The organism is Shewanella sp. CG12_big_fil_rev_8_21_14_0_65_47_15 (assembly GCF_002783505.1).
Taxonomy (GTDB): domain Bacteria; phylum Pseudomonadota; class Gammaproteobacteria; order Enterobacterales; family Shewanellaceae; genus Shewanella.
In genome coordinates, this window is the sequence record NZ_PFGL01000019.1 from 64,124 (window position 1) to 87,853 (window position 23,730).

The window sequence follows — 23,730 nt, forward strand, 5'->3', positions numbered from 1 at the left end:
CAGCAACAGCAATACATAAGATAACCATATGAAAATTAACTCTATCTTATTTTAATGACAACGGAATGACAGCTAAGATTTTTAAGCAATTCGTTCGCTTCAAAATCGAGCAATCGCAAAATGTTTAGGCTACAAACAAAAACACCCCAAACAAAATTGAGGTGTTTAATATTTAAATCAATAAGATAGCTAAATATCGTAGTGCAGACCACACTCACGTTTTAAGCCATTAAAGCGAGTTTCTTCCTCAGTCATGCCTAATTCGAGGGGTTTACTCGAATGAGTATCCCCCACAGAAACATAGCCTTGGTCCCAAAGTGGATGGTACGGCAAGTCAAATTGAGTCAAATAGAGGTGAACATCTTTATTGGACCATTCGATAATCGGCAGTAGCTTAAAGCGCGTGCCATGAATCGCCAGTATCGGCAGCGCCTCACGGGTGCTGGCTTGGCTGCGTCTCAGCCCAGCAAACCAGGTACCGACGTCAAGCTCGGCTAAGGCGCGTTGCATAGGCTCGACTTTGTTTAAACGGTTGTATTGCTCTAGTCCGTCTAACCCTTGTTCCCACAACTTACCAAAACGAGCCTCTTGCCATGCGGCTGTCATCGGCGCTTGATACACTTTTAAATTCAGTGACAAACGCTCGGTCAGCTCATCGATAAACTGATAGGTTTCAGGGAACAAATACCCCGTATCAGTGAGAATAACCGGAATATTTGCCTGAGCCTGACTCACCATATGCAGCATCACTGCGGCTTGGATCCCAAAGCTTGAGGATAGCGCATGATTACCGGGCAAATAGGTTAAACCCCATAACACCCGCTCCTGCGCGCTCAATCCGGCTAAGAACTGATTGATGCGCTCAAGCTCTATCGTTTGTTCGGCCTTAGGCGCACTCAATAGCGCCTTAAGTTCGGCAGCGCTGATCACAGTCGGCACTGTATCAGTGGTTTTTTGCTCAAGATCAGCCATGAAAATCCTTAGCGGCATCGATCACCGCCTTCACTACGCCCACGCGGACGGTGAAGTTACCAAAGGTCTCGCCAGCATCACGCTCTACAGCGTAGCGGCCAAACAGGGCATCCAACTCGGCGAGAATTTCCGCTTCTTGGATATTTTCTCTGTGCATCTTGTTCAGGCGCGTCCCTTCAAAGCTTGCGCCTAAGTACAAGTTGTAACGACCCGGTGCCTTACCCACAAGCCCAATTTCAGCGGCAAATGGGCGCGCACAACCGTTAGGGCAACCCGTCATCCGCACCACAATAGCTTGTTCACTGATGCCGTGTTTTGCCTGTAGCGCATCGATATGATCGATAAACTCAGGGAAATAACGCTCGGCTTCCGCCATCGCTAATGGACAGGTTGGCAAGGCCACACAGGCAATCGAGTGACCGCGGGTTTGCGTCAGCACTTGCCCCAGCAGACCATGTTTACGGGCTAAACCTTCAATCGTGGCTTTATCTTCCGCCGCGACGCCTGCGATGATCATGTTTTGATTCGAGGTCATACGGAAATCACCTTTGTGGATCTTAGCGATTTCACGCAGTCCCGTTTGCAGGGTTTGGCCCGGTAAATCCTTAATACGACCGCTTTCGATAAATAAGGTTAAATGCCAGTTACCATCAACACCTTCGACCCAACCATAACGATCGCCGCGATCGCCGATGACGACATCACGCTTAGGTTCAAACTTCACCCCAGCGCGCAGTTCGACTTCGGCTTTAAACTGCTCATAGCCATGGTCGACGATAGTGTACTTAAGGCGCGAGCGCTTACGGTTAGAGCGATTACCCCAGTCACGTTGCACTGTCATGACAGCTTCGGCAAACTTCATCACATCTTCGGTTTTGATAAAGCCAAAGTCGTCCGCCAGACGTGGGAAGGTTTCCACTTCGCCATGGGTCGAGCCCATGCCGCCCCCCGCAGTCAAGTTGAAGCCAACCAGTTCGCCGTTTTCGGCAACGGCGATAAAACCTAAATCGTTGGTGTAAACATCGACATCGTTGTCGGGAGGCACCGCAACCGCCATCTTAAACTTACGTGGCAGATAGGTTTTACCATACACAGGTTCAACGGTTTCATCTTCGGTCGAAAGTAACTTTTCTTCATCTAACCAAATTTCGGCATAGGCGCGTGTGTGTGGCAGCAGATGATCGGAGAGCTTTTTCGCCACCGCATAGGCTTGCTGATGCAGTTTCGATTCCACCGGATTGGGGTTACACATCACGTTGCGATTAACGTCACCACAGGCGGCAATCGAATCGAGCGCTTCTCGGTCTAAGTCTTGAATAATGGTCTTCAAGTTACGCTTAGGAATACCGTGGTATTGGAAGGTTTGACGGGTCGTCAACCGAATGCTGTTCGAACTGGTTAAGGTCGAGGCAATTTTGTCTACACCTAACCATTGCTTAGGCGTACAAACACCACCAGGTACGCGTGCACGCAACATAAAGCTGTATAAAGGCTCGAGTTTTTGCTCTTTACGTTCGTTACGTAAATCACGGTCATCCTGCTGGTAAAAACCATGGAATTTAATTAACTGCTGATCGCCGTCACTAAAACTGCCGGTCACCGAAGAGTCTAAACCTTCTTTAATCGTCCCGCGCAGGTAATCACTGTCGGTCTTTAGATATTCGTTTAATGCTAACTTTTGCTCACTCATGACAACGGCCTCTTAAAATTCATTTCGCGACTGCACGGATCATCACCGGTGCAGTTTTGGTCATTCTTATATGCGCAACGGTTGAGATTAATACACGTCTTTTTGGTAACGTTTATCGCTGCGCAGGGTTTCAAAATAAGCTTCTGCAGTTTCGGTATTCAAACCACCGACTTCAACTGCCACCTCAATCAAGGCTTGGTGAACATCCTTTGCCATACGTTCAGCATCACCACAAATATAGAGATGCGCGCCATTTTGCAACCACTGCCACAGGGCTTGGCCTTGCTCTTTAATGCGGTGCTGCACATAGATCTTATGGGCCTGATCCCGCGAGAATGCCACGTCGATACGGCTTAAATCGCCATTTTTCAGATACTGTTGCCACTCGGTTTGATACAGGAAATCCTGCTCAAAGTGTGGATTGCCGAAGAATAACCAGCTATCACCTTGAATCCCTTGGGCCACACGTTCCTGCATAAAGGCGCGGAACGGCGCAACGCCCGTACCAGGGCCAACCATGATCACTGGCGTTTCTGGGTTTTCGGGTAAACGGAAATGCTTGTTCGGCTCAACATAAACCTTAACCTGTGTTCCTTCCTCTGCGGACGCTAAGAAGTGTGACGCGCCGCCAAAACGGGCCGCGCCATGGCGCTCATCTTCCACTAAGGCCACGGTTAAATGCACTTCAGTTTCTACTTCGCTTTGGCTTGAGGCGATAGAGTAGAGTCTTGGGGTTAATGGACGCAGTAATTCAAGCAGTCTTGCCGCAGTCAAAGCCGTAGAGCTTGCTAATGGATATAAGGCAACTAAGTCCGCAAATTGATGCTTAAGGATAAACTGACGTACCTGTTCTTTATCTTCGCTCAATGCCAACAGATCAGCGTTGCCGCTCAGTTCGGCCCAGGCTTTGACTAATCCAGGGTACAACTGGGTCAATTCTTTCTTATCGACCAAGGCTTGCTTAAGGGTCAAGGACTCAGTCCCAACAACCACTTGCTCATCACCTGAGAGTGACAGAGCAGTTAAAATCTCTTCAACTAAGGCTTGATCATTGCTAAACCACACACCGAGGGCATCGCCCGCTTGATAGCTTAACCCTGAGTCTCCTAGGTCAATTTCAACATGGCGTACATCTCGGTCTGATCCGCGGCCGGTAATTTTCTGGCTCACTAACACTTCGGCGCTATAGGGGTTTTGTTTAGTAAATTCGCTTTCGCCCAGCGCTTTAGCGGTACCGATAGATACCACACTGGCGGACGAGGTTTCAATGAATGGTTTTACGGCCTCTAAGACATCGGCGTGCCACTGGCCAGCGGCAACTTCATAGTCCACATCGCATTCAATCAAAGGTAACAATGACTTAGCACCCAATGCTGCTAGGCGGGCATCGAAGTCTTTACCGGTTTGGCAGAAGAACTCATAACTAGAATCACCCAGCGCCAGCACTGAGTAATGTAGATTGTCTAACTTAGGCGCGCGTTTAGAGGCTAAAAACTTATGTAATTCAATCGCATCATCCGGCGCTTCACCTTCACCATGGGTGCTGACCACCAGCAAGAGCAAGGTTTCTTGCTTCAATTGGCGGACATTGTATTCGCCCATAGAGGCCAGATTGACCGCATAACCTTGGGCCTGCGCCTTATCGGCGAGCGCCTTGGCAATGCCACGGCCATTACCGGTTTGGCTGCCATAGAGAATCGTCACAGTCTGCGCGGTTTGAGCGTCAGCCACTGGCGCGAGTTGGCCCGCATTAGCCGTTGCAGCAAGATAGCCACTCACCCAAGCCAGCTGTACTGCACTTAACTCAGAAGTGAGTTGTTTTAGCTTATCGACTTGTCCTTGAGACAATGGCGAAGCCAGCGATGAAAGTTCTTTTAACAGCATGAGATGGCCCTATGACAGTGTAATGTCCACAAGCTTATCGCGGTTTAAGAAAAGCAAAAAAGAATAAAATTTGATTTTTAATTCCATTTTGGAATATACAAAGTGCAAAATTTAGGCTACAAAAGTGTGCACTGGTTAAAAGTTTTTGATCCGACCAGTATAGAAACGACCAGCTTGAGCAATATGCGCTTGTGTCAAACCAAAGTATTGCCACAATGGTGAAGAGCCTGCTGTACAGTGACCTTTTGTTGCTCGCAGAGAAGTTTGTTTTTAAAGCACAAATTTCATGCCTAGATTTAATGCGCTAACTTACCGCGATTGAATAGACGAGTTAATTCTTACTGCGACCTAGCCCTACCTAGGTTTAGCTCAGGGGAAGCGCTCAGGCGGAACGATTATACAAACCACCAGGGAGTAATCATGCAAATTGGAATACCGAGAGAGAGTCTCGCCGGTGAGACTCGGGTCGCCGCAACCCCAGCCACCGTCGAGCAGCTTAAAAAACTCGGCTTTGAAGTTGTTATTGAGGCCAATGCGGGTCTACTGTCAAGCTTCGATGATGCAGCCTTTGAGGCGGCGGGCGCGAAGGTGACAACTGACGTTTGGCAAGCGGAGCTGATTTTTAAGGTCAACGCCCCAAGCGATGCAGAAATTGAGCAGATTAAAGAGGGCACTACCTTAGTCAGCTTTATTTGGCCCGCACAAAACCCTGAGTTGGTTGAGAAACTATCTCAACGCAAGATCAACGTGATGGCGATGGACATGGTGCCGCGCATCTCCCGCGCCCAGTCACTCGATGCCCTCTCCTCTATGGCAAATATCGGTGGTTATCGCGCCGTTGTCGAAGCCGCGCATCAATTTGGCCGTTTCTTTACTGGCCAAATTACCGCTGCCGGTAAAGTGCCGCCCGCAAAAGTGCTAGTGATTGGTGCTGGTGTGGCCGGTCTTGCCGCCATTGGTACTGCGGGTTCACTTGGCGCCATAGTGCGCGCCTTCGATACCCGCTTAGAAGTGGCCGAGCAGATTGAGTCAATGGGCGGCCAGTTCCTAAAACTGGACTTCACCAACGAAGATGGCAGCTCATCGGACGGTTACGCTAAAACCATGTCGGATGAATTTATCGCCGCCGAAATGGCGCTATTTGCCGAGCAAGCCAAAGAAGTCGATATCATCATCACTACGGCGCTGATCCCAGGTCGTCCCGCACCTAAGCTCATCACCAAAGCCATGGTCGATAGCATGAAGAGCGGCTCTGTGATCGTCGACTTAGCCGCAGCGACGGGCGGTAACTGTGAATACACCCAATCTGGAGAGCTATTTGTTACTCCTAACGGCGTCAAAGTGATTGGTTATACTGACCTTCCCGGCCGCTTGCCCGCGCAATCGTCACAGCTTTATGGCACTAACTTAGTCAACCTGATGAAGTTAATGTGTAAAGAAAAGGACGGCACAGCCAGCATCAACTTCGATGATGTGGTCATGCGCAATATGACTGTGATCAAAGAAGGCGAAATCACCTTCCCGCCACCACCGATTTCGGTTTCTGCGGCGCCGGTAAAACCTGCCGCAAAAATCGCACCTAAAGACACGACCCCGAAGGCGCCATCTAAGCTCAAATACGTGCTCGCCGCCTTAGGCGTCGCCGGATTTGCCGCCGTGGCATCGGTTGCACCGCCAGAGTTTCTGTCCCATTTCACCGTATTCTTGTTGTCCTGCGTCGTCGGCTATTACGTGGTGTGGAACGTATCCCACTCACTGCATACGCCTTTAATGTCAGTCACTAACGCGATTTCGGGCATTATCGTGGTCGGCGCCCTACTGCAAATCGGTCAGGGTTCAACTTTGGTCACTGTACTGGCGTTTATCGCCGTGCTGATCGCCAGTATTAACATCTTCGGTGGCTTTACCGTCACTCAGCGCATGCTGAAGATGTTCCGTAAGGATTAAGGGGGTTTAACGTGTCTCAAGGACTGGTAACAGCAGCTTACATTATTGCCGCCATTCTCTTCATCTTCAGTCTCGCGGGACTGTCGAAGCAAGAGACGGCAAAACACGGCAATTTATTCGGAATCGCTGGTATGGCAATCGCCCTACTGGCGACCATTTTCAACCCTGATACTAACGGTATTGCGTGGATCTTAATCGCCATGGTGATTGGTGGCGCGATTGGTATCCGTTTAGCATTAAAAGTCGAAATGACTGAAATGCCTGAACTGGTTGCCATATTGCACAGCTTTGTCGGTATGGCCGCGGTATTAGTGGGCTTTAATAGCTTTATCGACTTGCACCCGCAGGAAGTATCACAAGTCGTGGTGGCTGTCGGTGGTGATATCAATACCACTCTCGCTGCAGTGCACGATGCACTAAGTGAAGCAGCAAAAGCTGCCAGCAAAGAGCATCTCACTGGCGCTATGCTTAACATTCACTTGGTCGAAGTCTTCCTCGGGATCTTTATCGGTGCGGTGACCTTCACGGGTTCTATCGTGGCCTTTGGTAAGTTACGCGGGCTGATTTCATCTAAGCCTTTGATGTTGCCACATCGCCATAAACTCAACCTTGTTGCGGTATTAGTGTCTTTTGCCCTGTTGGTGTACTTCGTCCAAACGGGCGGCACTATGCCGGCTCTGCTGTTGATGACGCTGATCGCCTTCGCCTTTGGCTGGCATTTAGTGGCCTCGATTGGCGGCGCGGATATGCCAGTGGTGGTGTCTATGCTGAACTCCTACTCGGGTTGGGCGGCAGCGGCGGCGGGCTTTATGCTGTCAAACGATCTGCTGATCGTGACAGGCGCGCTCGTGGGCTCATCGGGTGCGATTCTGTCTTACATCATGTGTAAGGCGATGAACCGCTCGTTTATCTCTGTTATCGCAGGTGGCTTTGGTACCGATGGTGTGGCCTCTAGCGGCGATGAAGAAATGGGCGAATACCGTGAAACCAACGCCGAAGATGTGGCGGATATGCTGAAAAACGCAACGTCTGTCATCATCACTCCGGGTTACGGTATGGCAGTGGCGCAGGCGCAATATCCTGTGGCTGAAATCACTCAAAAGCTGCGCGATCGCGGCGTGAAAGTGCGTTTTGGTATCCACCCAGTGGCGGGCCGTTTACCTGGCCATATGAACGTACTGCTGGCGGAAGCGAAAGTCCCCTACGATATCGTGCTGGAAATGGACGAAATCAACGAAGACTTTAATGACACCGACGTAGTGCTAGTCATAGGTGCCAACGATACCGTTAACCCTGCGGCCATGGAAGATCCAGGTAGCCCAATCGCGGGCATGCCAGTGCTCGAAGTGTGGAAAGCACAAAATGTCATCGGCTTTAAGCGCTCGATGAACACAGGTTATGCCGGTGTGCAAAACCCACTGTTCTTCAAAGAAAATACCCAAATGCTGTTTGGGGATGCAAAAGCCAGTGTCGAAGCGATTTTAAAAGCGCTTTAACCTCGGGATAGCTGACCGCAAATAGATGAACGAAAGGGAGCCAATGGCTCCCTTTGTTTTGATATTAAACTTTGGGTCAATCCCCCATAAAAAAGGAGCCATAAGGCTCCATTTTTATCTTCATTAGTCAGCCTATTATGCCGCTTTGGCCACATCAAAATTGGATAATAGCATCACAGCTGTACGGCCTAATAAGTGGTTGATCGTGCGATCACCCGCTAAACCTAACTCGGCAATCGCTTGCTGACGCGCCGTACTCACAGCTCTGAAGAGCGTAATATCATTATTTGCACCACCGCAAAGACTAAAAAACAGTCTCAATACTGCGCGGTAATGTTCTTCTTGCATCGCTTGCATCCACGAGGTTTCTAATGCCTCTTGGCTCGAAAAATCGAGTGCAGCAACAAATAGATTGCCAATACGGCTATCTAAACGAACCAGAAAATCGCTTTTGCGCGGAAAATGATGACTAATACCTGTACGGCTAATACCCGTTGCCTCAGACAGCGTGGTATAAGACATAGTCTCAAAGCCAATAGTCAAAATTTGTCTTAACGCTTCATCCATAATCTGATTTATGGTTTGCTCAGTTTGTATCCGCGAGCGCTTAGCCATAGTAAAGTCTCCCATTCTTCTTTTTCTGGGAAAAGAGCTTACCAAAGCATCTCAGGGATTACTGCTGTTGAAGCCCGTTAAACAAGTGTATTTCGCTTTTGTTCAGCTAGGGTTCAGTTTTAAACAGGGTGTGTTGTCGGTTTTATTTACAGACCTATAACATTGCATTTTGAAGCAGCCAGTCACGGGCTTTTTCTCGTCCCATTAACAAATCAAAGGTGGGCTTTAAATAGTTCCCAAGTTCTGCTTTTCGCCAAAAGAGATATTCAGGAAGGGGTTGTATGACACTCCCACCGAAGGTGCGCTGCATTAAACTCGAATATTCACCCAAGGTGCGGGGGTCTATTTGTGTTACTGTGGGGTAAAAATCGGCCAGAAAGTCACGATATTGGTTGTAATGTGCAACTTGCAATACCTGGTAGTCATTTAACATTTGCATCATCATAGGCACGCTCCAATGAGACATATATTGCGCATTTGTTAATGCCGCAAGGTTTCGCCTATGGTATTGCTGCCAGGCGAGATGATAACTGCCCTTTTCCCTCGCTATACGCCAAATTAAGTAGATGTCGGCTAAGCATTCATGCTGATAAGCAGTTAAGTTTTCAGGCAATAAACTGCCTTGCAGGGCTAGATTCTCAAGATGCCCTAGCTCGTGCCAGAGGGTCAGCTGGGCCTGTTCTTGCAAATCTAATTGATAGGTCACCCGATCGATATTGGCAAATTGAACCTTTAGTGTTTCTCGCTCATTAATCAGTATTAAACCGGATAAATGACTATCGGCTACTGGCATAACCATAGCGCTGCGCAGGCCCATGTCATGCTTAAATTGTGCAGGAGTGCTCGGCAATTGGAGCCGTACAGATGCGGGGAGTGTTTTGAGGCATTCCTTTAATTCGGCTAAAGGACAGATTAAAGCCTGCTTATCGGCGATAGGCACCCAAGACAGGCTAGTCATCAAGGTCAGTGCAATAAGGCTCACTGATTCGCCATGATATTTTGAATAATCGCCGTGGTTGAAATACCGTCTTCAAAGCCCAGCACTTGTACTTGACCGCCAGCGGCCATCACTTCAGCACCGCCTGCGATATCCTCAAGCTTATAGTCGCCGCCTTTAACCAAGAGATCCGGCAACAGTCGAGCGATAATGCGCTGCGGCGTATCTTCACTAAAAGGCACCACCCAATCGACCGAGGCTAAACCAGCCAATACCGCCATGCGTCTGTCGACTTGATTGACAGGACGACCCTCACCCTTAAGGCGTTTAACCGAAGCATCATCGTTGACCGCCACAATCAAACGATCCCCCAAAGCTTTCGCCTGTTTAAGGTAGCTCACGTGGCCCGCATGCAAAATATCGAAGCAGCCATTGGTCATCACCACACGCTCACCACGCAATTTGGCTTGCTCTAATGCATAGGCGAGTTGATCTTCACTCACCACACCAAAACCGGATTCTCCATGGTGCAGTGCAAGGGCTTCAATCAGCTCAATGCGGCTCACGGTAGAAGTGCCGAGTTTACCGACCACCACGCCAGCGGCAGTGTTCGCAATTGCACAGGCTTGGGGTAAATCGGCGCCCGCGGCTAATGAGGTCGCTAAGGCCGAAATCACAGTATCGCCGGCGCCTGTCACGTCATAGACTTCACGGGCAACGGTGGGAATATGCAATTCAGGCGCATTAGCGGTCACTAAGGTCATGCCCTTTTCGGAGCGGGTGACTAAGATGGCATCAAAATGATGTTGCTTGAGTAAGCCACGGGCTTTTTCCAGCAGATCCGCTTCTGAGGTCACAGTGCCCACAACCGCCTCAAACTCGCTCATGTTCGGGGTAATCAATGATGCGCCCTGATAACGGCCAAAGTCACTGCCCTTAGGATCGACTAGCACCATCACACCTTTTGAACGCGCTAAAGCAATGAAATCCCGCGGCTGATCGATAGCGCCCTTCGCATAGTCAGACAACACCACCACATCGACGGAATCGAGTAAAGCCTCAGATTGCTTGAGTAAACGCACGCTGTCGGCCTTGTCGAAGGCTTCTTCGAAATCGAGGCGGATCAACTGCTGGTTACGTGATAACACCCGCAACTTAGTGATGGTTGGCTTGTCTGCAATGGTTAACCATTGGGGTTCAACCCCTAAGGTTTGCACGCCGAGCGTTAAGGCATGGGCAGTATCGTCCTGGCCGACGAGCCCAGCGAGTTGGACTTGCCCGCCTAAGGTCGCGATATTGAGCGCCACGTTGGCCGCGCCGCCGGGTCTGTCTTCGACTTGATTAATCTTCACCACAGGTACGGGGGCTTCGGGGGAGATACGTCCCGTTGGGCCAACCCAATAGCGGTCTAACATCACATCGCCGACGACTAACACTCTGGCTTTTTCAAATGCTGGCAGAGAAACCTTCATAGTGCTCTTATCTTTTGCAGAAATTAAACCGTGATTGTACCTAATTTTCGGCAAAAATTGAGTTAGAATAAGCAGTAATTTTCAAAAGTAGTGAGTATTTTCGTGGTCGAGAAAGCCGAGTTTTCATCTTCGTTATACCATCCTAAACATTGGCCCATGTGGTTTGGCGTATTATTAATGCGTTTAACCCAACTCTTGCCCCTGTCTTGGCAGATGAAATTAGGTAAGTGGATAGGCCGTTTAGTCATGACGGTTGCGGGGAGTCGCACCCATACCGCGCGCCGCAATTTAACGCTATGCTTCCCTGACATGCCAGAGAGTGAGCGAGAACAACTGCTTACCCGTAACTTTGAAGAAACGGGCAAAGCCATTTTCGATACCATCAATGCATGGTGGTGGTCCGATGCCAAAGTGCAGCAGCATATGCAGATCACAGGCCAAGAACAGGTGCAAGACACACTCGATGCTGGCCACGGAGTCATCCTCTTTGCCGTGCATTGCTTACCGCTGGAAATGGGCGCACGTATCTTCGGCCAATTCCAACCCGGCGTGGGGGTTTATCGCCCACACAATAATCCTGTGATGGAATATCTGCAGGTGAAGGGGCGTTTACGTTCTAACAAAGGTTTAGTCTCTAAGCGGGATCTGCGCCAAATGGTGCGCTGCCTGCGTAATCCCGATGTAATTTGGTACACGGCCGATCAAGACTTTGGCCGCTCTAGCGCGGTATTTATCCCCTTTTATGCTATGCCAGATGCGGCAACGATTACGGGGGCCACCACATTAGCCAAACTCGGTAAAGCTAAGGTCTTGCCCTTCTTTGTGGAACGTACTGAAGGTGATGAGGGTTATCAAATCGAAATTATGCCACCGCTGGAGAACTTTCCCGGCGAAGATGAATTAGCCGATGCGATTCGCGGTAACCAGATTATCGAATCCATCATAGATAAAAACCGCGCCCAATATATGTGGTTACATCGCCGTTTTAAGACTCGTCCAGACCCAACGGACAAATCTTTATATCAATAAGCTCAATTAGCTGTGAATACAAAAATGCCAGCAAATAAGCTGGCATTTTTTATAATGACTTGCGATTAGCAAGCTAATCAGAGCGAATTCTCGGTCGGCAAACGAATACCCACGTTAGTGACTTTGCCTTCGTACAACCCAGCCACGACCCAATGTAGCGACTGCCATTGGAACTGATCGCCCAGCACAGGATTGCTGCCAAGCTCAGCGACCACTAGATCGGCGACCGTCATATCGTCGGCGAGATTATCTAAGCTCAAGCCATAAATGGGCGCGAGATCCGCAAGCTTAACGTCGGTTTCAATAAAGAAATCACCAAAGAAGCGTTGTACTTCTTTAGTTTCAGGCGCTTGGCTAAAGAGAGTGCTCAGGGCCTCAAGACTTCTCTCCTGCCCAAGCACGCAGAGAATATCCCCCGCCTCTAATCTGGTACTCCCCGAGGGATGCAATAAAGTGTCATTCCTAAATACCGCCGCAATCCGTGTTCCATCTGGCATAGCTAAGCGTTTTAGCGGCTCACCAATACACCACTTATTCTCACTTAAACGATAGACAAACACTTCCCATTCGCTGCTTGGGTAAATTTCAACCCCCGAACGCGAAACGGGCAACGGCTTTGGGGGCAATTCCACCTTAGCTAAACGCGCCGCAGTGGTCAAAGACGCACCTTGAACCAGTAACGAGACTAATACGACGAAGAAGGCCAAGTTGAAGTACAACTGAGCACCCGGTAAGCCCGCCATCATTGGAAATACCGCCAAGATGATAGGTACAGCGCCGCGTAATCCTACCCACGAAATAAACCAGCGGTCGCGACTGCTGAAGCTCTTAAAGGGCAATAGACTGATCCACACTGCGACAGGACGGGCGAATAGAATCATGCCGAATGCCAGTGCAAAACCTGGGATCAGGATATCGATTAAATCGGAAGGGGTAAGTAATAACCCTAATACCAGGAACATACCGATTTGGCTAACCCAAGTCATGCCATCCAGTACATTTAAAATCGCATGGCGGCCACGGGTCGGCTTATTGCCGAGGAAAAGCCCAACTAAGTAAATCGATAAAATGCCACTCCCACCCAGTTTGTTAGAAGCCGCATAAATAATCAGACCACCGCTTAGGACTAAAATCGAGTACAGACCGTCGGCTAATTTGCTCAAATTAACCAACTTCCACAGCATCCAGCCGCCGCCTAAACCTAAACAAATCCCCAGACCAAATTGCTTAATAAAGCTGATAAACATAAAGCTGAAGGACAGCTCAGTGTCCACATTGGCGAGAATCGCAATCAGCGTCACGGTTAAAAACACCGCCATAGGGTCGTTACTACCGGATTCGATTTCTAAGGTTGCCCCAACACGCTCGTTAAGACTGCGCCCTTTCAGTAAGGAGAATACCGCAGCGGCATCGGTCGAGCCCACAATCGCGCCCACCAGCAAACCTTGCAACCAATGCAAGTCAAACAGCCAAGCGGCCATCATGCCAGTGATACTCGTGGTAATGGCAACACCAAAGGTTGCCAACGATAATGCAGGCCACAGCGCCACCCTAAAACTGGCGACGCGTGTGCGCATACCGCCATCGAGTAAGATGATAGCTAACGCTAAGTTACTGACTAAATAAGCGGTGGAATAATCATCAAACAATATTCCGCCAGGGCCATCTTCACCGGCAAGAATGCCTACGGCGAGAAAAATCAATAAAATAGGGATGCCGAGGCGGGAAGACATGGGGCTGAGTAAAACACTCACTGCTGTAAGTAAGGCACCGATCAGAAAAAAACTATTGATGGAATCTGCATCCACACATGCCTCCTTAAATACCGCTTGTTTAGCTATCCGATAGACAAATCACCGAGGTTAAAAATGACTCAACTGACAATTTTTGTGGTTTTATATTAGCACATAAAACACAAAATATTAGAACGTTAAATATTAAATTTCAATTAGCTACGGTCAAACGCCCTCAATAGTAACCTTTAATTAACTTTCACATAAAAAACCATAAAAACTTAAAAATCCACAAACAATAAAAATTAAACAATTATTTATGTAAAAACAATAAATATCATAATGTTAAAAAAACACACCCAACACAAACTTTATAATTTAAACTGGAATTATTGCAATAACCTTATAGAAATACACTATATCACTACAAACCAGCCTTAAAACCAATTAAGTCTAGCAGTATCTTAAAAATGCTAGAGGGTGTTGTCATTCGGAGATTAAGTTTTGTTGCAAAAATAACCATTAAACGTCACCTCCCCTAGGTAACCAGACTACGGTTATTGTTTTATCGACATCTGTTCACTACCCATTGTCATAAAAACAATCAGTGTCATTGCGACACCAAAAAATAGTATCAAAAAGACAATGCAAATAGACGCCAAATAAAAATATTCCTTTATTTTCAACAACAAAAAAATTGGCACATTTTGCGCAATAGCCAACAAAAGGTATCAAAATGACGTTGCATTAAGGGGACTTATGAGCAAACAAAAACTCACCGCCATCGCACTACTATTAGTGTTGATTGCTTCATTTACTGTACTACTGAGCGTAGGCAGTGAAATTTATCGGGAAAAACCACCCATACCCACCGCTTTTATCGATGTGAATGGCCAAGTTGTTTTTAGCGAAAATGATATAGAACAGGGCCAATTAGTATGGCGTTCAATGGGCGGCCATCAACTCGGTTCGATTTGGGGACATGGCTCCTATGTTGCCCCCGATTGGACAGCAGACTGGTTACACAGGGAAGCCGAGGCTTGGCTCGATCTGCGCGCCGAGCAGCAATACCAGATGCCATTCGCCCAATTAAACTCCCAAGAAAAAGCAGGCCTTGAGCAAGCATTGAGGGATGATTTACGCCATAACAGCGTCGAACAACAGGCCGATGGCACTAGCCTGATTAAACTGTCCTCCACGCGGGTAGAAACGATCAACAGGGTTACTCAACATTATTTATCCTTGTTTGGTGATGACCCTAAACTCAGTTCACTGCGCGAACAATACGCCATGAAAGAGGGCACAGTGCCCGATCTCGCCCGCCGTGAGCAACTTAATGCTTTCCTCTTTTGGGGTGCTTGGGCTGCAATCACTGAACGCCCTGATGCACCCTATACTTACACCAATAACTGGCCCTTCGATCCTCAACTGGGCAACACTCCCACCTCGGATAATATTGTCTGGTCGATACTCAGTATCGTGACCCTGATAGCGGGTATTGGCGGATTGCTCTGGCACCATGCCAGCGGTAAGCATGAAAGTCTGCCTAAGCCATCGGAACAAGATCCGCTGTTTTTTACTAAACCTACCGCCTCACAAAAGGCTGTCGGGAAATACTTCATCACGGCGATAGGTCTCTTTTTACTGCAAATTTTACTCGGGGGCATTACCGCTCACTACGCGGTGGAAGGCCAAGAGTTTTACGGTTTCCCTCTTGCTGAGATACTTCCTTACTCAGTAACTCGTACCTGGCACACCCAATTAGCGGTATTTTGGATCGCCACGGCTTGGTTAGGCACGGGTCTATATATTGCCCCCGCATTATCGGGCTATGAGCCTAAATACCAACGTCTAGGCGTTAATGTACTTTGGGTAGCCTTAGTGGTCGTTGTGCTAGGTTCAATGGCGGGGGAATGGATTGGGGTGCAGCAGTATTTTGACCTCGATATGAACTTCCTCTTTGGTCATCAAGGGTATGAATACATAGACCTAGGCCGAGTATGGCAAATACTGCTCCTCGTGGGATTACTGATCTGGCTCGCTTTAGTCACGGCCGCCATTAAACCCGCCCTCAAGGTGCAAGGCGAAATGCGCCCCGTTATCTGGGTTCTGTATGCTTCCTGTGTCGCCATTGGTTTGTTCTATGGTGCAGGCCTCTTTATGGGCAAACATTCCAATTTAGCCATCGCCGAATACTGGCGTTGGTGGGTAGTGCACCTGTGGGTTGAGGGCTTCTTCGAAACCTTTGCCACCGCAGTGATTGCGCTGATGTTAGTTCGCTTAGGCTTGATCCGTGGCCGCAGTGCCAACGGTGCGGTGTTGTTTACAACGGTGATCTTCTTAACGGGTGGCTTAATTGGCACCTTACATCACCTCTATTTTACCGGCACCCCTACCTCGGTTATCGCCTGGGGCGCAATTTTCTCGGCCTTAGAAGTCGTGCCTTTAGCCATCATAGGTTTTGAGGCGATGGAAACCTACCGCTTGCGTAAAGCCAGTCCATGGATGCAAAGATACCACTGGGCCATTATGTTCTTTGTAGCCACCGCATTTTGGAACTTAGTCGGTGCTGGCATGCTGGGCTTTTTAATCAACCCACCGATTTCGCTCTATTACATTCAAGGGTTAAATACCACTGCCACCCACGGTCATGCAGCCTTTATGGGAGTATATGGCATGCTAGGCATGGGGCTAATGCTCTTCTGCCTGCGCGGTCTCACGGGCAATATGCAGTGGAATAATAAAATGCTTAAAGGAGCCTTCTGGAGCCTCAATATTGGACTGGCTGCCATGGTGTTTATGTCATTGTTACCCGTTGGTATTACACAATTTTTTGCCGTAATCGACCATGGTTATTGGTACGCTCGTTCGCCCGAGGTTATTCATAGCCCACTGGTTGAACGACTGGTATGGATGCGTATGTTTGGGGATGTGATCTTCAGTGTTGGAGGCCTATTGATGGGAGCCTTCTTGCTCGATTTGATCAGAAGAGCCTTGAATAAATCCCCCAAACTACAGGAGGAAGTATTACAACCCAATAACTAAATACGCTCGACTAAAACCATTCTAGCCACTTCCAAGGTGTCGTCACTGACACCTTGGATATTTAGGGCCAAGAGCCATGGATAATCGGCCAGTGTTGCCCATGCCTGTACACCTTTTTACCGTTAGTATTGTCTAAACTACATGTGTCAATATAACAATCAATGGTATAAATCGGGGTAACTTAGTCATTGCTGGAGTTTTTATGACCCTTAGCCAAACCGATCTCACCCGTATCGCCCTCGATATCACCTCTGGTTTAGCCCATAGGGATCGCTTTTCGCGTTTACTCAACACAGTGAGGCAAAATCTACACTGTGATGCCGCGGCCCTACTCACCTTCCACGGTCAATATTTTACGCCACTAGCCATCGATGGTCTAAATGATGATGTGCTCGGCAGACGTTTTATCCTCAATGAACATCCAAGGCTTGAGGCGATTGCAAGGGCGGGGGATATAGTGCGTTTCCCTGCCGACAGTGAGCTTGCCGATCCCTACGATGGTTTGATCCCCAATCAAACTGGGGCGTTAAAAGTCCATGCCTGCATCGGACTGCCGTTATTTGCCGATGAACGTCTTATCGGTGCAGTGACTATCGATGCCCTTAATCCCCTGCAGTTCGATCAATTCAGCAATGCCGAACTGCGTAGCTTAAGTGCCATCGCCGCCGCATCCTTAAGTAATGCTCTGCTCGTTGAAAAACTTGAACGCATGGCACTCAACAGCCATTCAACCAATGCGCAGGAGAATAGCCCTAACCTGAGCCAGGATGCCGAAATCATCGGCCACTCGCCCTTAATGCAAAGCTTAGATCGAGAAATTGAAGTCGTTGCCCATAGCGATCTTAACGTGTTGATCCTAGGCGAGACAGGCACAGGCAAAGAGTTAGTCGCACAGGCAATACATCAAAAATCGGCGAGATCAAACAAAGCGTTGGTCTATCTAAATTGCGCGGCACTCCCCGAATCGGTTGCCGAGAGCGAACTCTTTGGCCATATCAAAGGCGCTTTTACGGGGGCAATCAGCCATCGTAGTGGCAAGTTTGAAATGGCCGACAAGGGGACACTCTTCCTAGACGAGATTGGCGAACTGCCCCTCACGCTACAGGCCAAATTGCTGCGGGTATTGCAGTATGGGGACCTACAAAAAGTGGGCGATGACCGCAGCCTTAAAGTCGATGTACGCATCATTGCCGCAACCAATAAAGTGCTTAAGACAGAAGTGCTCGCCGGCCGCTTTAGGGCGGATCTCTACCATAGGTTAAGCGTGTTTCCCCTACTGGTACCGCCACTGCGAGAACGGGAACAGGATATCACCCTATTGAGCGGTTTCTTTGCCGAACGCTACAGACAAAAACTCGGGATGAAACAACTTAACTTCAGCCCCAGCAGTTTAATGTTACTTAATCAATATACTTGGCCAGGCAATGTGCGTGAGTTAGAACACGCTATCCATAGGGCAACTGTCCTCGCCCGCGTATCCGCAGAGGACGGCTGTTGCACCATAGAGCCACAACATTTTGATTTGCCGCTTAAACTCAGCCCCTTAGCAATGGGCCAAGCGGCGATTTATTCCGCGGGCGATGGCGCAGGCACCCAGCGGGAGTTTGTCAACCTAACCCTAGCAACTGACACATTTCAGAGTGACTACATCAAACAGGTATTTAGGGCACAAAATGGCAATTGGGCCGCCACGGCCAGAACCCTAGGGCTCGACCCTGGTAATCTTCATCGCCTAGCGAAACGCTTAAAGCTAAAATAAGGTATAAATACGCTTTATGGACCATATTTCAGTTGAAATAATGTTCAAAATAAGGAAGGATGCGAGCTTCGCGCGCCAGTGCATTTTGTCTGTCAAATTGCCACTCTATTTTCGGTAGAGAAAGCTGCGCTAAACACGCTTTTTCATTAACAGGAATCGTAGTATCCGCTTATGAGTATGCTTCGCACCACAGCTTTATTACTGACTTTGGCTTTCCCAAGTCTTTCCGCTTTAGCAACGGAATATCCCCTACCGTCTCCAAAGAGTCGGTTAGTTGGCGAAAACCTGTATTACACAGTACCAGAGGGCAAACATACCCTCGAAGATATTGCCGCCCAATTCCAACTCGGCCTGAGTAACTTGCTAGAAGCAAACCCTGGTGTCGATCCTTTTCTGCCAACACCCGGTAGCAAGCTATTAATTCCTCAGCAGTTAATACTGCCCAATGCACCTCGCGAAGGCATAGTGATTAACGTCGCAGAAATGCGCTTATACTACTATCCTAAGGGCAAGAAAACCGTTGAAGTCCTACCCATTGGCATAGGCCAAATCGGTAAAGACACACCCGAAAATTGGGTAACCAGCGTACAGCGTAAACGCGCTAATCCAACTTGGACACCCACACCACGCATCCGCAAAGAATACGCCGCTAAGGGCGAGATCCTACCTGCGGTATGGCCAGCGGGCCCAGATAACCCAATGGGATTATATGCGTTGTATATTGGCAACTTATATGCGATCCACGGGACTAACGCGAGTTTCGGCATAGGCTTACGCGTCAGTCAAGGGTGCGTGCGTTTACGCCACGATGATATCGAACATTTGTTCAAGAATGTCCCTGTGGGAACCCGTGTACAATTTGTGAACCAACCGATTAAAGCCACCGAAGAGCCTGACGGTAAGCGCTACTTAGCCGTACATCAGCCGCTGTCGCGCACTGTGGCTGAATTTGAATCTAATGAGCCAGTCTCAATATCCTTACCCAAGGATGTCGCTAAATTTATCGCTAAGGCCGATACCGACTCTTCGGTGATCAAGAAGCTGCTTGACGAGCGCACTGGCGTACCAACGGTTATCAATCAGTAATATGACGCAGATAAAAAAATACCCGCGAATAGGCGGGTATTTTTTTATCTATAAACAGACTTTTCAATCACATAATGGCGCACAAAGGGCCAAAAAGTGCGTCATCGCCGCACTATTGGCCAACACCCTTTGATCGAAGTTTTGTAGCGCCGGCGTTTCAGTACAGGCACCGACACGGGCGCCACTGCGCACTAAGCATGCCTCGAAGGAGGTGTCGAAGTGATTGAAGATCAAGCCATCCTTCACTGGGCACCCATCAATCTCACCGTCTACGGCAATCGGGAAGTATCCGCCTAAGGTATCGCGCAAATCTAGGCTAAAACGCCCGGGGACTTGGCTTGGCTCGAATGAATACACATAGGCCTCACGACTCAATACATCTTCATGGCAGGTTAAAATGCCATCGCGGCTCGCGGCAATCAGCAGCTGGGCATGTTCTAACAACAACTTGCCCTCAACCGAGGTCGTTTCATTCGCCTTAGGTTTACCATTTTCAAACACAAACCCACGGTTAGGGTTTTCACCAAACTTATTGAATCTATGGCCACGGCTAAATCCCGTAGGATTGACTAGGGGCAATAAACTTAAATTCACTCGCTCGAATAATTCGGGGGAAGCCTCGCTTAAAAAGTGCAGTAATCCCCAAGGACCAGCAGACTCTTCGCCATGGAAACCTGCGCTGATCAGTAATGAGGGTAAGCCTGACTTAGCGGCGGGAGATTGATACAAACTGACGCTGTATTTACTCACTTCCCCCAATTTCTTCTCAACCATGCCCAAACGGGACATTTCCTGTTCAAGCAATAGATAAAAATTGTCAATATCAGTGCTGTCACAGTTAAAAATATCACTTTTCCACTGAAAGGATTCGAACGGAGATCTGCTAACCATATCTTGTACTTATGCCAGAAAAAGAACTGTGCCATCATAGCAGTTCTTTTCAAAAACTGAATGCTATTCAACTGATTTAGATGAAATCCGATGAGCCACAAATGCTGTCGTCAAAAACACAGCCACAGGATTAGGGTAGGCACGCCATTGAGACGGGATATGAAATGAAAACCCAAGTCAGCTTCTATATTGCCTTTATAGCGAGTATTTTCAGCCCAGCGCTAAAGGCCCAATGTCATGTTGTTGGTGCACAAACCCTGTACCAACTAGAGTCACGCATCGAAACCTATACCTTAGCCAATGGGCTAAGAGTCCGTTTATTGCCATTAGAAGATAAACAAACCCTGACCATTGCCAGCCAATTCAATGTCGGCGCCAGAAACGAAGCCAAGGGCCAAAGCGGTTACGCCCACTTATTCGAACATATGCTATTCAAGGGCAGCGAAAACGCCCCCGGCGACACCTATGCCCAGCAATTTAGCGCCCTTGGGGCACGTTTCAATGCCAGCACGCATTTTGATTACACGAATTATTTTGTGACTCTGCCTAGCCAAGCGTTAGAACTAGCTTTGTATCTCGAAGCGGACCGTTTTATTCGCCCAAGCTTGAATGCGACCACAGTGAAAAATCAGCAGGAAACCGTGCTGCAGGAAATGGCACAGACCATAGATAATCAGCCCTATGTTCGCAGTGCGATGGAGTTCTTACTCGATCAAGTGCAAGGCACGCCCTACGGCCACGGTATTATTGGCAGTCGCGAAGATATCTTGCAAGCCACGCCAGAAAGCCTAACCGCCTTTCACCGTGCCTATTATCGCCCAGACGCCATGCAGCTTTCCCTTGTCGGCAAGTTAAGTCCACAAACCCGGCAATGGATCGAGCAAAATTTTGCGACTTGGCCTAAACCAACGACGACTGAGCCTAGATTCACTGAGCTGAACATCGAACCTAAACAAGTGCATGCCGAACTAGTCGATGAACGTGGCCCTTGGTCTGGATTATTACTCGCTTGGCATACTGTGGGCAAAGACCACCCCGATGCCGCGGCAATCCGTTTACTTGAGGCCCATTTATTCCAGAATACCGCCAGCGCCTTGGCCAAAATAAGCCAGCATAATCCTGACCAAATGCTCAGTTATTCCCTGCCCTTTGAGCTAGAAAATCATGGGATTGCCAATATTGTCTTGGTTCCTCGCGCTCGCACTTCACTGGATACCTTAGTGGAAAAAGTACAGGGGCTTATCGCACAAACCCAGCAACAGGCTCTGGATGAAACCCGCCTGTGCACACTTAAGCAAGTGTGGTTAAACAATCGATTACAACAACTCAGTGACACCCAAGCATTAGCCACGCAGCTTTCGGCGACCTCAGTTCAAGATACAGATCATCCATTGACCGCGCCGTGGCAACGGATCAATGCAGTCACGGCCGAAGAGTTCCAAAGAGTCGCAAAACAATATTTTAATCAAGACTATGTAAGAGTCGACCTACTGCCACCTTGGTATATTCGCTGGGGGAAAACCCTGCTGGAATGGCTGCCAGATGGGGCAAGCGATAGCCTAGAGGAGGCGGTACTGTGATGAATCAATCAGGGATGAATCAATCAGGGATGACTCATACAATGTCAAAGCGACTACAAAACTTGATATGCTGTGCTGTGGCGTTATTGCTGAGTGCCTGTCAGCAAACACACATCGTCTTTACCCCGACCAAGCCGCCGAGTTTAGCCAATTTTGAAACGCCCGCATCCCTATCCTCTGCTTTACCTAAGAGTGGGGTTATCATCCCCGCTACGGAGCAGGCTTTTACGGATGAAGTCCCTGCATCATTGAATTTACCCTACCAGTTACATAGGGAAGTCGCGACTCAAGCCCATAACAATCTGAACAACAGAGTCAGTTTAGCCGCAATAAGTCCGCACATTCCCTTTGATAATCCTGACATTTTGCAGATTGCCCTGCAAGAGAAAGCCCGCGCTCTGGCCATTAGCAGCGCAGACCCCTGCCTTGAAACCTTCAGTATTCGCGTCACCTTGCACAGCATTAATTTAAGCCTCGCCTGCCCTGACTATGTTAATCATCTCTACAATTTGCTACTGCTATTTTGGCAGCCAGATACCTTCGATGGAACGACAACCGCCGCCGTCGACATTGATAATATTCGCCGCCAACTCAAGCTCAATAAGCACTTAAATGCTTTTAGTGGCGCCGAAATAGATAAACTGTGGCGTGAAAAACTGCTCGGGCCAGAACATCCCTACAATAAAGTGCTTAATAACGATGCGTTGTTCGATTCCCTCAACCTAAAACAACTGCAGCAAATCCAGCAACAGGTGGCAATGCAGGCGCGGTGGCATCTGTTTCTCCCCAGCGCACAGGCAAAAAATGCCGAATTTGATCTTCAAGCCAGCATAAATCAATGGCCAACATTGGATAAATCGTTGCTACTAGCAGATAAGCCCGAGATGGCAAAACCTAAACAAACCAAGAGGATTTACCTTATCGATGCGCCGGGCAGCGTGCAAACCCAAGTCCGCATCGGTTATGCACTCGATGATGCCCCAAGCCCTAGCGTCAATGAGATGAATGATGTAGCTAACCCACAACCACTCAGCCCACAGGACATTGCCTTAAGTTGCCGCAGTTTGGCCGCACTGATGGGCCGCAGCTTTTCGGGCAGACTCTATTATGATTTGCGGGAAAAACGCGGCCTCACCTACGGCATTTACGGCCAATGCGCCAATGCACCGCTGTCCAGCAGCATCAAGTTTTACGGCAGCACAGCCATAGAACATACGGGCGCCTTTGTGGTGGGCATACTCGATCACCTCGCGCTCGTTAAGACACAAAGCGCCAGCCAAGGCGAAATCGATGCCCTCAAAACCTATTTGATGGGTGAGGATTTACTCAGCCAAGACAACGACATCCAGCGTGAAAGCCAATATATCCACCAAGTCGCCACAGGCTTAACTCAAGTTGATGTGCAAAAGCTGAATGCCGAGTTGCAGGCGCTAACGCCCGCAAGGCTGCAGCAGTTAGCCAACGGGGCGTTTAGCGGTGAGCCATTGATTATTTTACGGGGGGATATCGACAGAATAATCCCCGACTTAGCCTCTAAACTGCCGGAGTGGCAGTTGGAAAGAGTCAAGGTGGACTAGCTCCTAATGTAGAAAGC

Annotated in this window: 16 protein-coding genes; 8 read left to right on the forward strand and 8 right to left on the reverse strand. The window is 48.7% G+C overall.

Annotated elements, in window-relative coordinates; genetic code table 11:
- Positions 1-189: 189 nt before the first annotated feature.
- From COW15_RS05075 to COW15_RS05085, 3 genes are all read right to left on the reverse strand, one after another.
- Entirely contained in the window at positions 190-972 is a 783-nt protein-coding gene (locus COW15_RS05075; RefSeq protein WP_293630597.1) for a phosphoadenylyl-sulfate reductase, read from the reverse strand.
- Positions 965-2,662 carry an assimilatory sulfite reductase (NADPH) hemoprotein subunit gene (gene cysI, locus COW15_RS05080; RefSeq protein WP_293630599.1) on the reverse strand — a complete coding sequence of 566 codons (1,698 nt, stop codon included), beginning with the start codon at positions 2,660-2,662 and terminating at the stop codon, positions 965-967. Before cysI ends, COW15_RS05075 begins: the two co-directional genes overlap by 8 nt.
- An 87-nt stretch (positions 2,663-2,749) precedes the next feature.
- Complete coding sequence (locus tag COW15_RS05085) at positions 2,750-4,546, reverse strand: assimilatory sulfite reductase (NADPH) flavoprotein subunit (protein WP_293630600.1); 1,797 nt, start codon at positions 4,544-4,546, stop codon at positions 2,750-2,752.
- 420 nt (positions 4,547-4,966) lie between these two features.
- Between COW15_RS05085 and COW15_RS05090 the strand changes: the two genes are divergently transcribed.
- Together COW15_RS05090 and pntB are read left to right on the forward strand one after the other, a co-directional pair.
- Positions 4,967-6,493: a Re/Si-specific NAD(P)(+) transhydrogenase subunit alpha gene (locus COW15_RS05090; RefSeq protein WP_293630602.1), complete on the forward strand. Its 1,527-nt coding sequence runs from the start codon at positions 4,967-4,969 to the stop codon at positions 6,491-6,493.
- Positions 6,494-6,504: 11 nt separating this feature from the next.
- Positions 6,505-7,989: a Re/Si-specific NAD(P)(+) transhydrogenase subunit beta gene (pntB, locus tag COW15_RS05095; protein WP_293630603.1), complete on the forward strand. Its 1,485-nt coding sequence runs from the start codon at positions 6,505-6,507 to the stop codon at positions 7,987-7,989.
- Positions 7,990-8,124: 135 nt separating this feature from the next.
- Here the strand turns inward: pntB and COW15_RS05100 are convergent, their stop codons facing one another.
- From COW15_RS05100 to hldE, 3 genes are all read right to left on the reverse strand, one after another.
- Entirely contained in the window at positions 8,125-8,604 is a 480-nt protein-coding gene (locus tag COW15_RS05100) for a TetR family transcriptional regulator (RefSeq protein ID WP_293630605.1), read from the reverse strand.
- 154 nt (positions 8,605-8,758) lie between these two features.
- On the reverse strand, positions 8,759-9,586 hold the full coding sequence (locus tag COW15_RS05105) for a hypothetical protein (RefSeq protein WP_293630606.1): 828 nt from the start codon (positions 9,584-9,586) through the stop codon (positions 8,759-8,761).
- Entirely contained in the window at positions 9,583-11,013 is a 1,431-nt protein-coding gene (gene hldE, locus COW15_RS05110) for a bifunctional D-glycero-beta-D-manno-heptose-7-phosphate kinase/D-glycero-beta-D-manno-heptose 1-phosphate adenylyltransferase HldE (RefSeq protein WP_293630607.1), read from the reverse strand. The genes COW15_RS05105 and hldE overlap by 4 nt, the downstream gene beginning before the upstream one ends.
- 102 nt (positions 11,014-11,115) lie before the next feature.
- Here hldE and COW15_RS05115 point away from each other — a divergent pair, with 102 nt between their 5' ends.
- Positions 11,116-12,042, forward strand: coding sequence for an LpxL/LpxP family Kdo(2)-lipid IV(A) lauroyl/palmitoleoyl acyltransferase (locus COW15_RS05115; protein WP_293630608.1), 927 nt, complete (start codon positions 11,116-11,118; stop codon positions 12,040-12,042).
- A 77-nt stretch (positions 12,043-12,119) separates the two neighbouring features.
- Here the strand turns inward: COW15_RS05115 and COW15_RS05120 are convergent, their stop codons facing one another.
- Entirely contained in the window at positions 12,120-13,850 is a 1,731-nt protein-coding gene (locus COW15_RS05120; protein ID WP_293630609.1) for a potassium/proton antiporter, read from the reverse strand.
- A 684-nt stretch (positions 13,851-14,534) separates the two neighbouring features.
- Between COW15_RS05120 and COW15_RS05125 the strand changes: the two genes are divergently transcribed.
- The 3 genes from COW15_RS05125 (at position 14,535) to COW15_RS05135 (ending at position 19,665) form a co-directional block, all read left to right on the forward strand.
- Positions 14,535-16,820 carry a nitric-oxide reductase large subunit gene (locus tag COW15_RS05125; RefSeq protein ID WP_293630610.1) on the forward strand — a complete coding sequence of 762 codons (2,286 nt, stop codon included), beginning with the start codon at positions 14,535-14,537 and terminating at the stop codon, positions 16,818-16,820.
- Positions 16,821-17,022: 202 nt separating this feature from the next.
- Positions 17,023-18,579 carry a nitric oxide reductase transcriptional regulator NorR gene (gene norR, locus COW15_RS05130; RefSeq protein ID WP_293630611.1) on the forward strand — a complete coding sequence of 519 codons (1,557 nt, stop codon included), beginning with the start codon at positions 17,023-17,025 and terminating at the stop codon, positions 18,577-18,579.
- A 171-nt stretch (positions 18,580-18,750) separates the two neighbouring features.
- Positions 18,751-19,665 (forward strand): L,D-transpeptidase family protein, encoded by a 915-nt coding sequence (locus tag COW15_RS05135; protein ID WP_293630613.1) that lies wholly within the window; start codon positions 18,751-18,753, stop codon positions 19,663-19,665.
- A 63-nt stretch (positions 19,666-19,728) separates the two neighbouring features.
- Here the strand turns inward: COW15_RS05135 and COW15_RS05140 are convergent, their stop codons facing one another.
- Positions 19,729-20,556: a M14 family metallocarboxypeptidase gene (locus tag COW15_RS05140; protein ID WP_293630615.1), complete on the reverse strand. Its 828-nt coding sequence runs from the start codon at positions 20,554-20,556 to the stop codon at positions 19,729-19,731.
- A 164-nt stretch (positions 20,557-20,720) separates the two neighbouring features.
- Between COW15_RS05140 and COW15_RS05145 the strand changes: the two genes are divergently transcribed.
- Both COW15_RS05145 and COW15_RS05150 read left to right on the forward strand, forming a co-directional pair.
- Positions 20,721-22,136, forward strand: coding sequence for a pitrilysin family protein (locus COW15_RS05145; RefSeq protein ID WP_293630617.1), 1,416 nt, complete (start codon positions 20,721-20,723; stop codon positions 22,134-22,136).
- A gap of 41 nt (positions 22,137-22,177) precedes the next feature.
- Entirely contained in the window at positions 22,178-23,713 is a 1,536-nt protein-coding gene (locus COW15_RS05150) for an insulinase family protein (RefSeq protein WP_293630619.1), read from the forward strand.
- Positions 23,714-23,730 lie beyond the last annotated feature (17 nt).

Coding starts and splice junctions, on each gene's coding strand:
- COW15_RS05075 (WP_293630597.1), bottom strand. CDS start 972: ATGGCTGATCTTGAGCAAAAAACCACTGATACAGTGCCGACTGTGATC.
- cysI (WP_293630599.1), bottom strand. CDS start 2,662: ATGAGTGAGCAAAAGTTAGCATTAAACGAATATCTAAAGACCGACAGT.
- COW15_RS05085 (WP_293630600.1), bottom strand. CDS start 4,546: ATGCTGTTAAAAGAACTTTCATCGCTGGCTTCGCCATTGTCTCAAGGA.
- COW15_RS05090 (WP_293630602.1), top strand. CDS start 4,967: ATGCAAATTGGAATACCGAGAGAGAGTCTCGCCGGTGAGACTCGGGTC.
- COW15_RS05100 (WP_293630605.1), bottom strand. CDS start 8,604: ATGGCTAAGCGCTCGCGGATACAAACTGAGCAAACCATAAATCAGATT.
- hldE (WP_293630607.1), bottom strand. CDS start 11,013: ATGAAGGTTTCTCTGCCAGCATTTGAAAAAGCCAGAGTGTTAGTCGTC.
- COW15_RS05125 (WP_293630610.1), top strand. CDS start 14,535: ATGAGCAAACAAAAACTCACCGCCATCGCACTACTATTAGTGTTGATT.
- norR (WP_293630611.1), top strand. CDS start 17,023: ATGACCCTTAGCCAAACCGATCTCACCCGTATCGCCCTCGATATCACC.
- COW15_RS05135 (WP_293630613.1), top strand. CDS start 18,751: ATGAGTATGCTTCGCACCACAGCTTTATTACTGACTTTGGCTTTCCCA.
- COW15_RS05140 (WP_293630615.1), bottom strand. CDS start 20,556: ATGGTTAGCAGATCTCCGTTCGAATCCTTTCAGTGGAAAAGTGATATT.
- COW15_RS05145 (WP_293630617.1), top strand. CDS start 20,721: ATGAAAACCCAAGTCAGCTTCTATATTGCCTTTATAGCGAGTATTTTC.
- COW15_RS05150 (WP_293630619.1), top strand. CDS start 22,178: ATGTCAAAGCGACTACAAAACTTGATATGCTGTGCTGTGGCGTTATTG.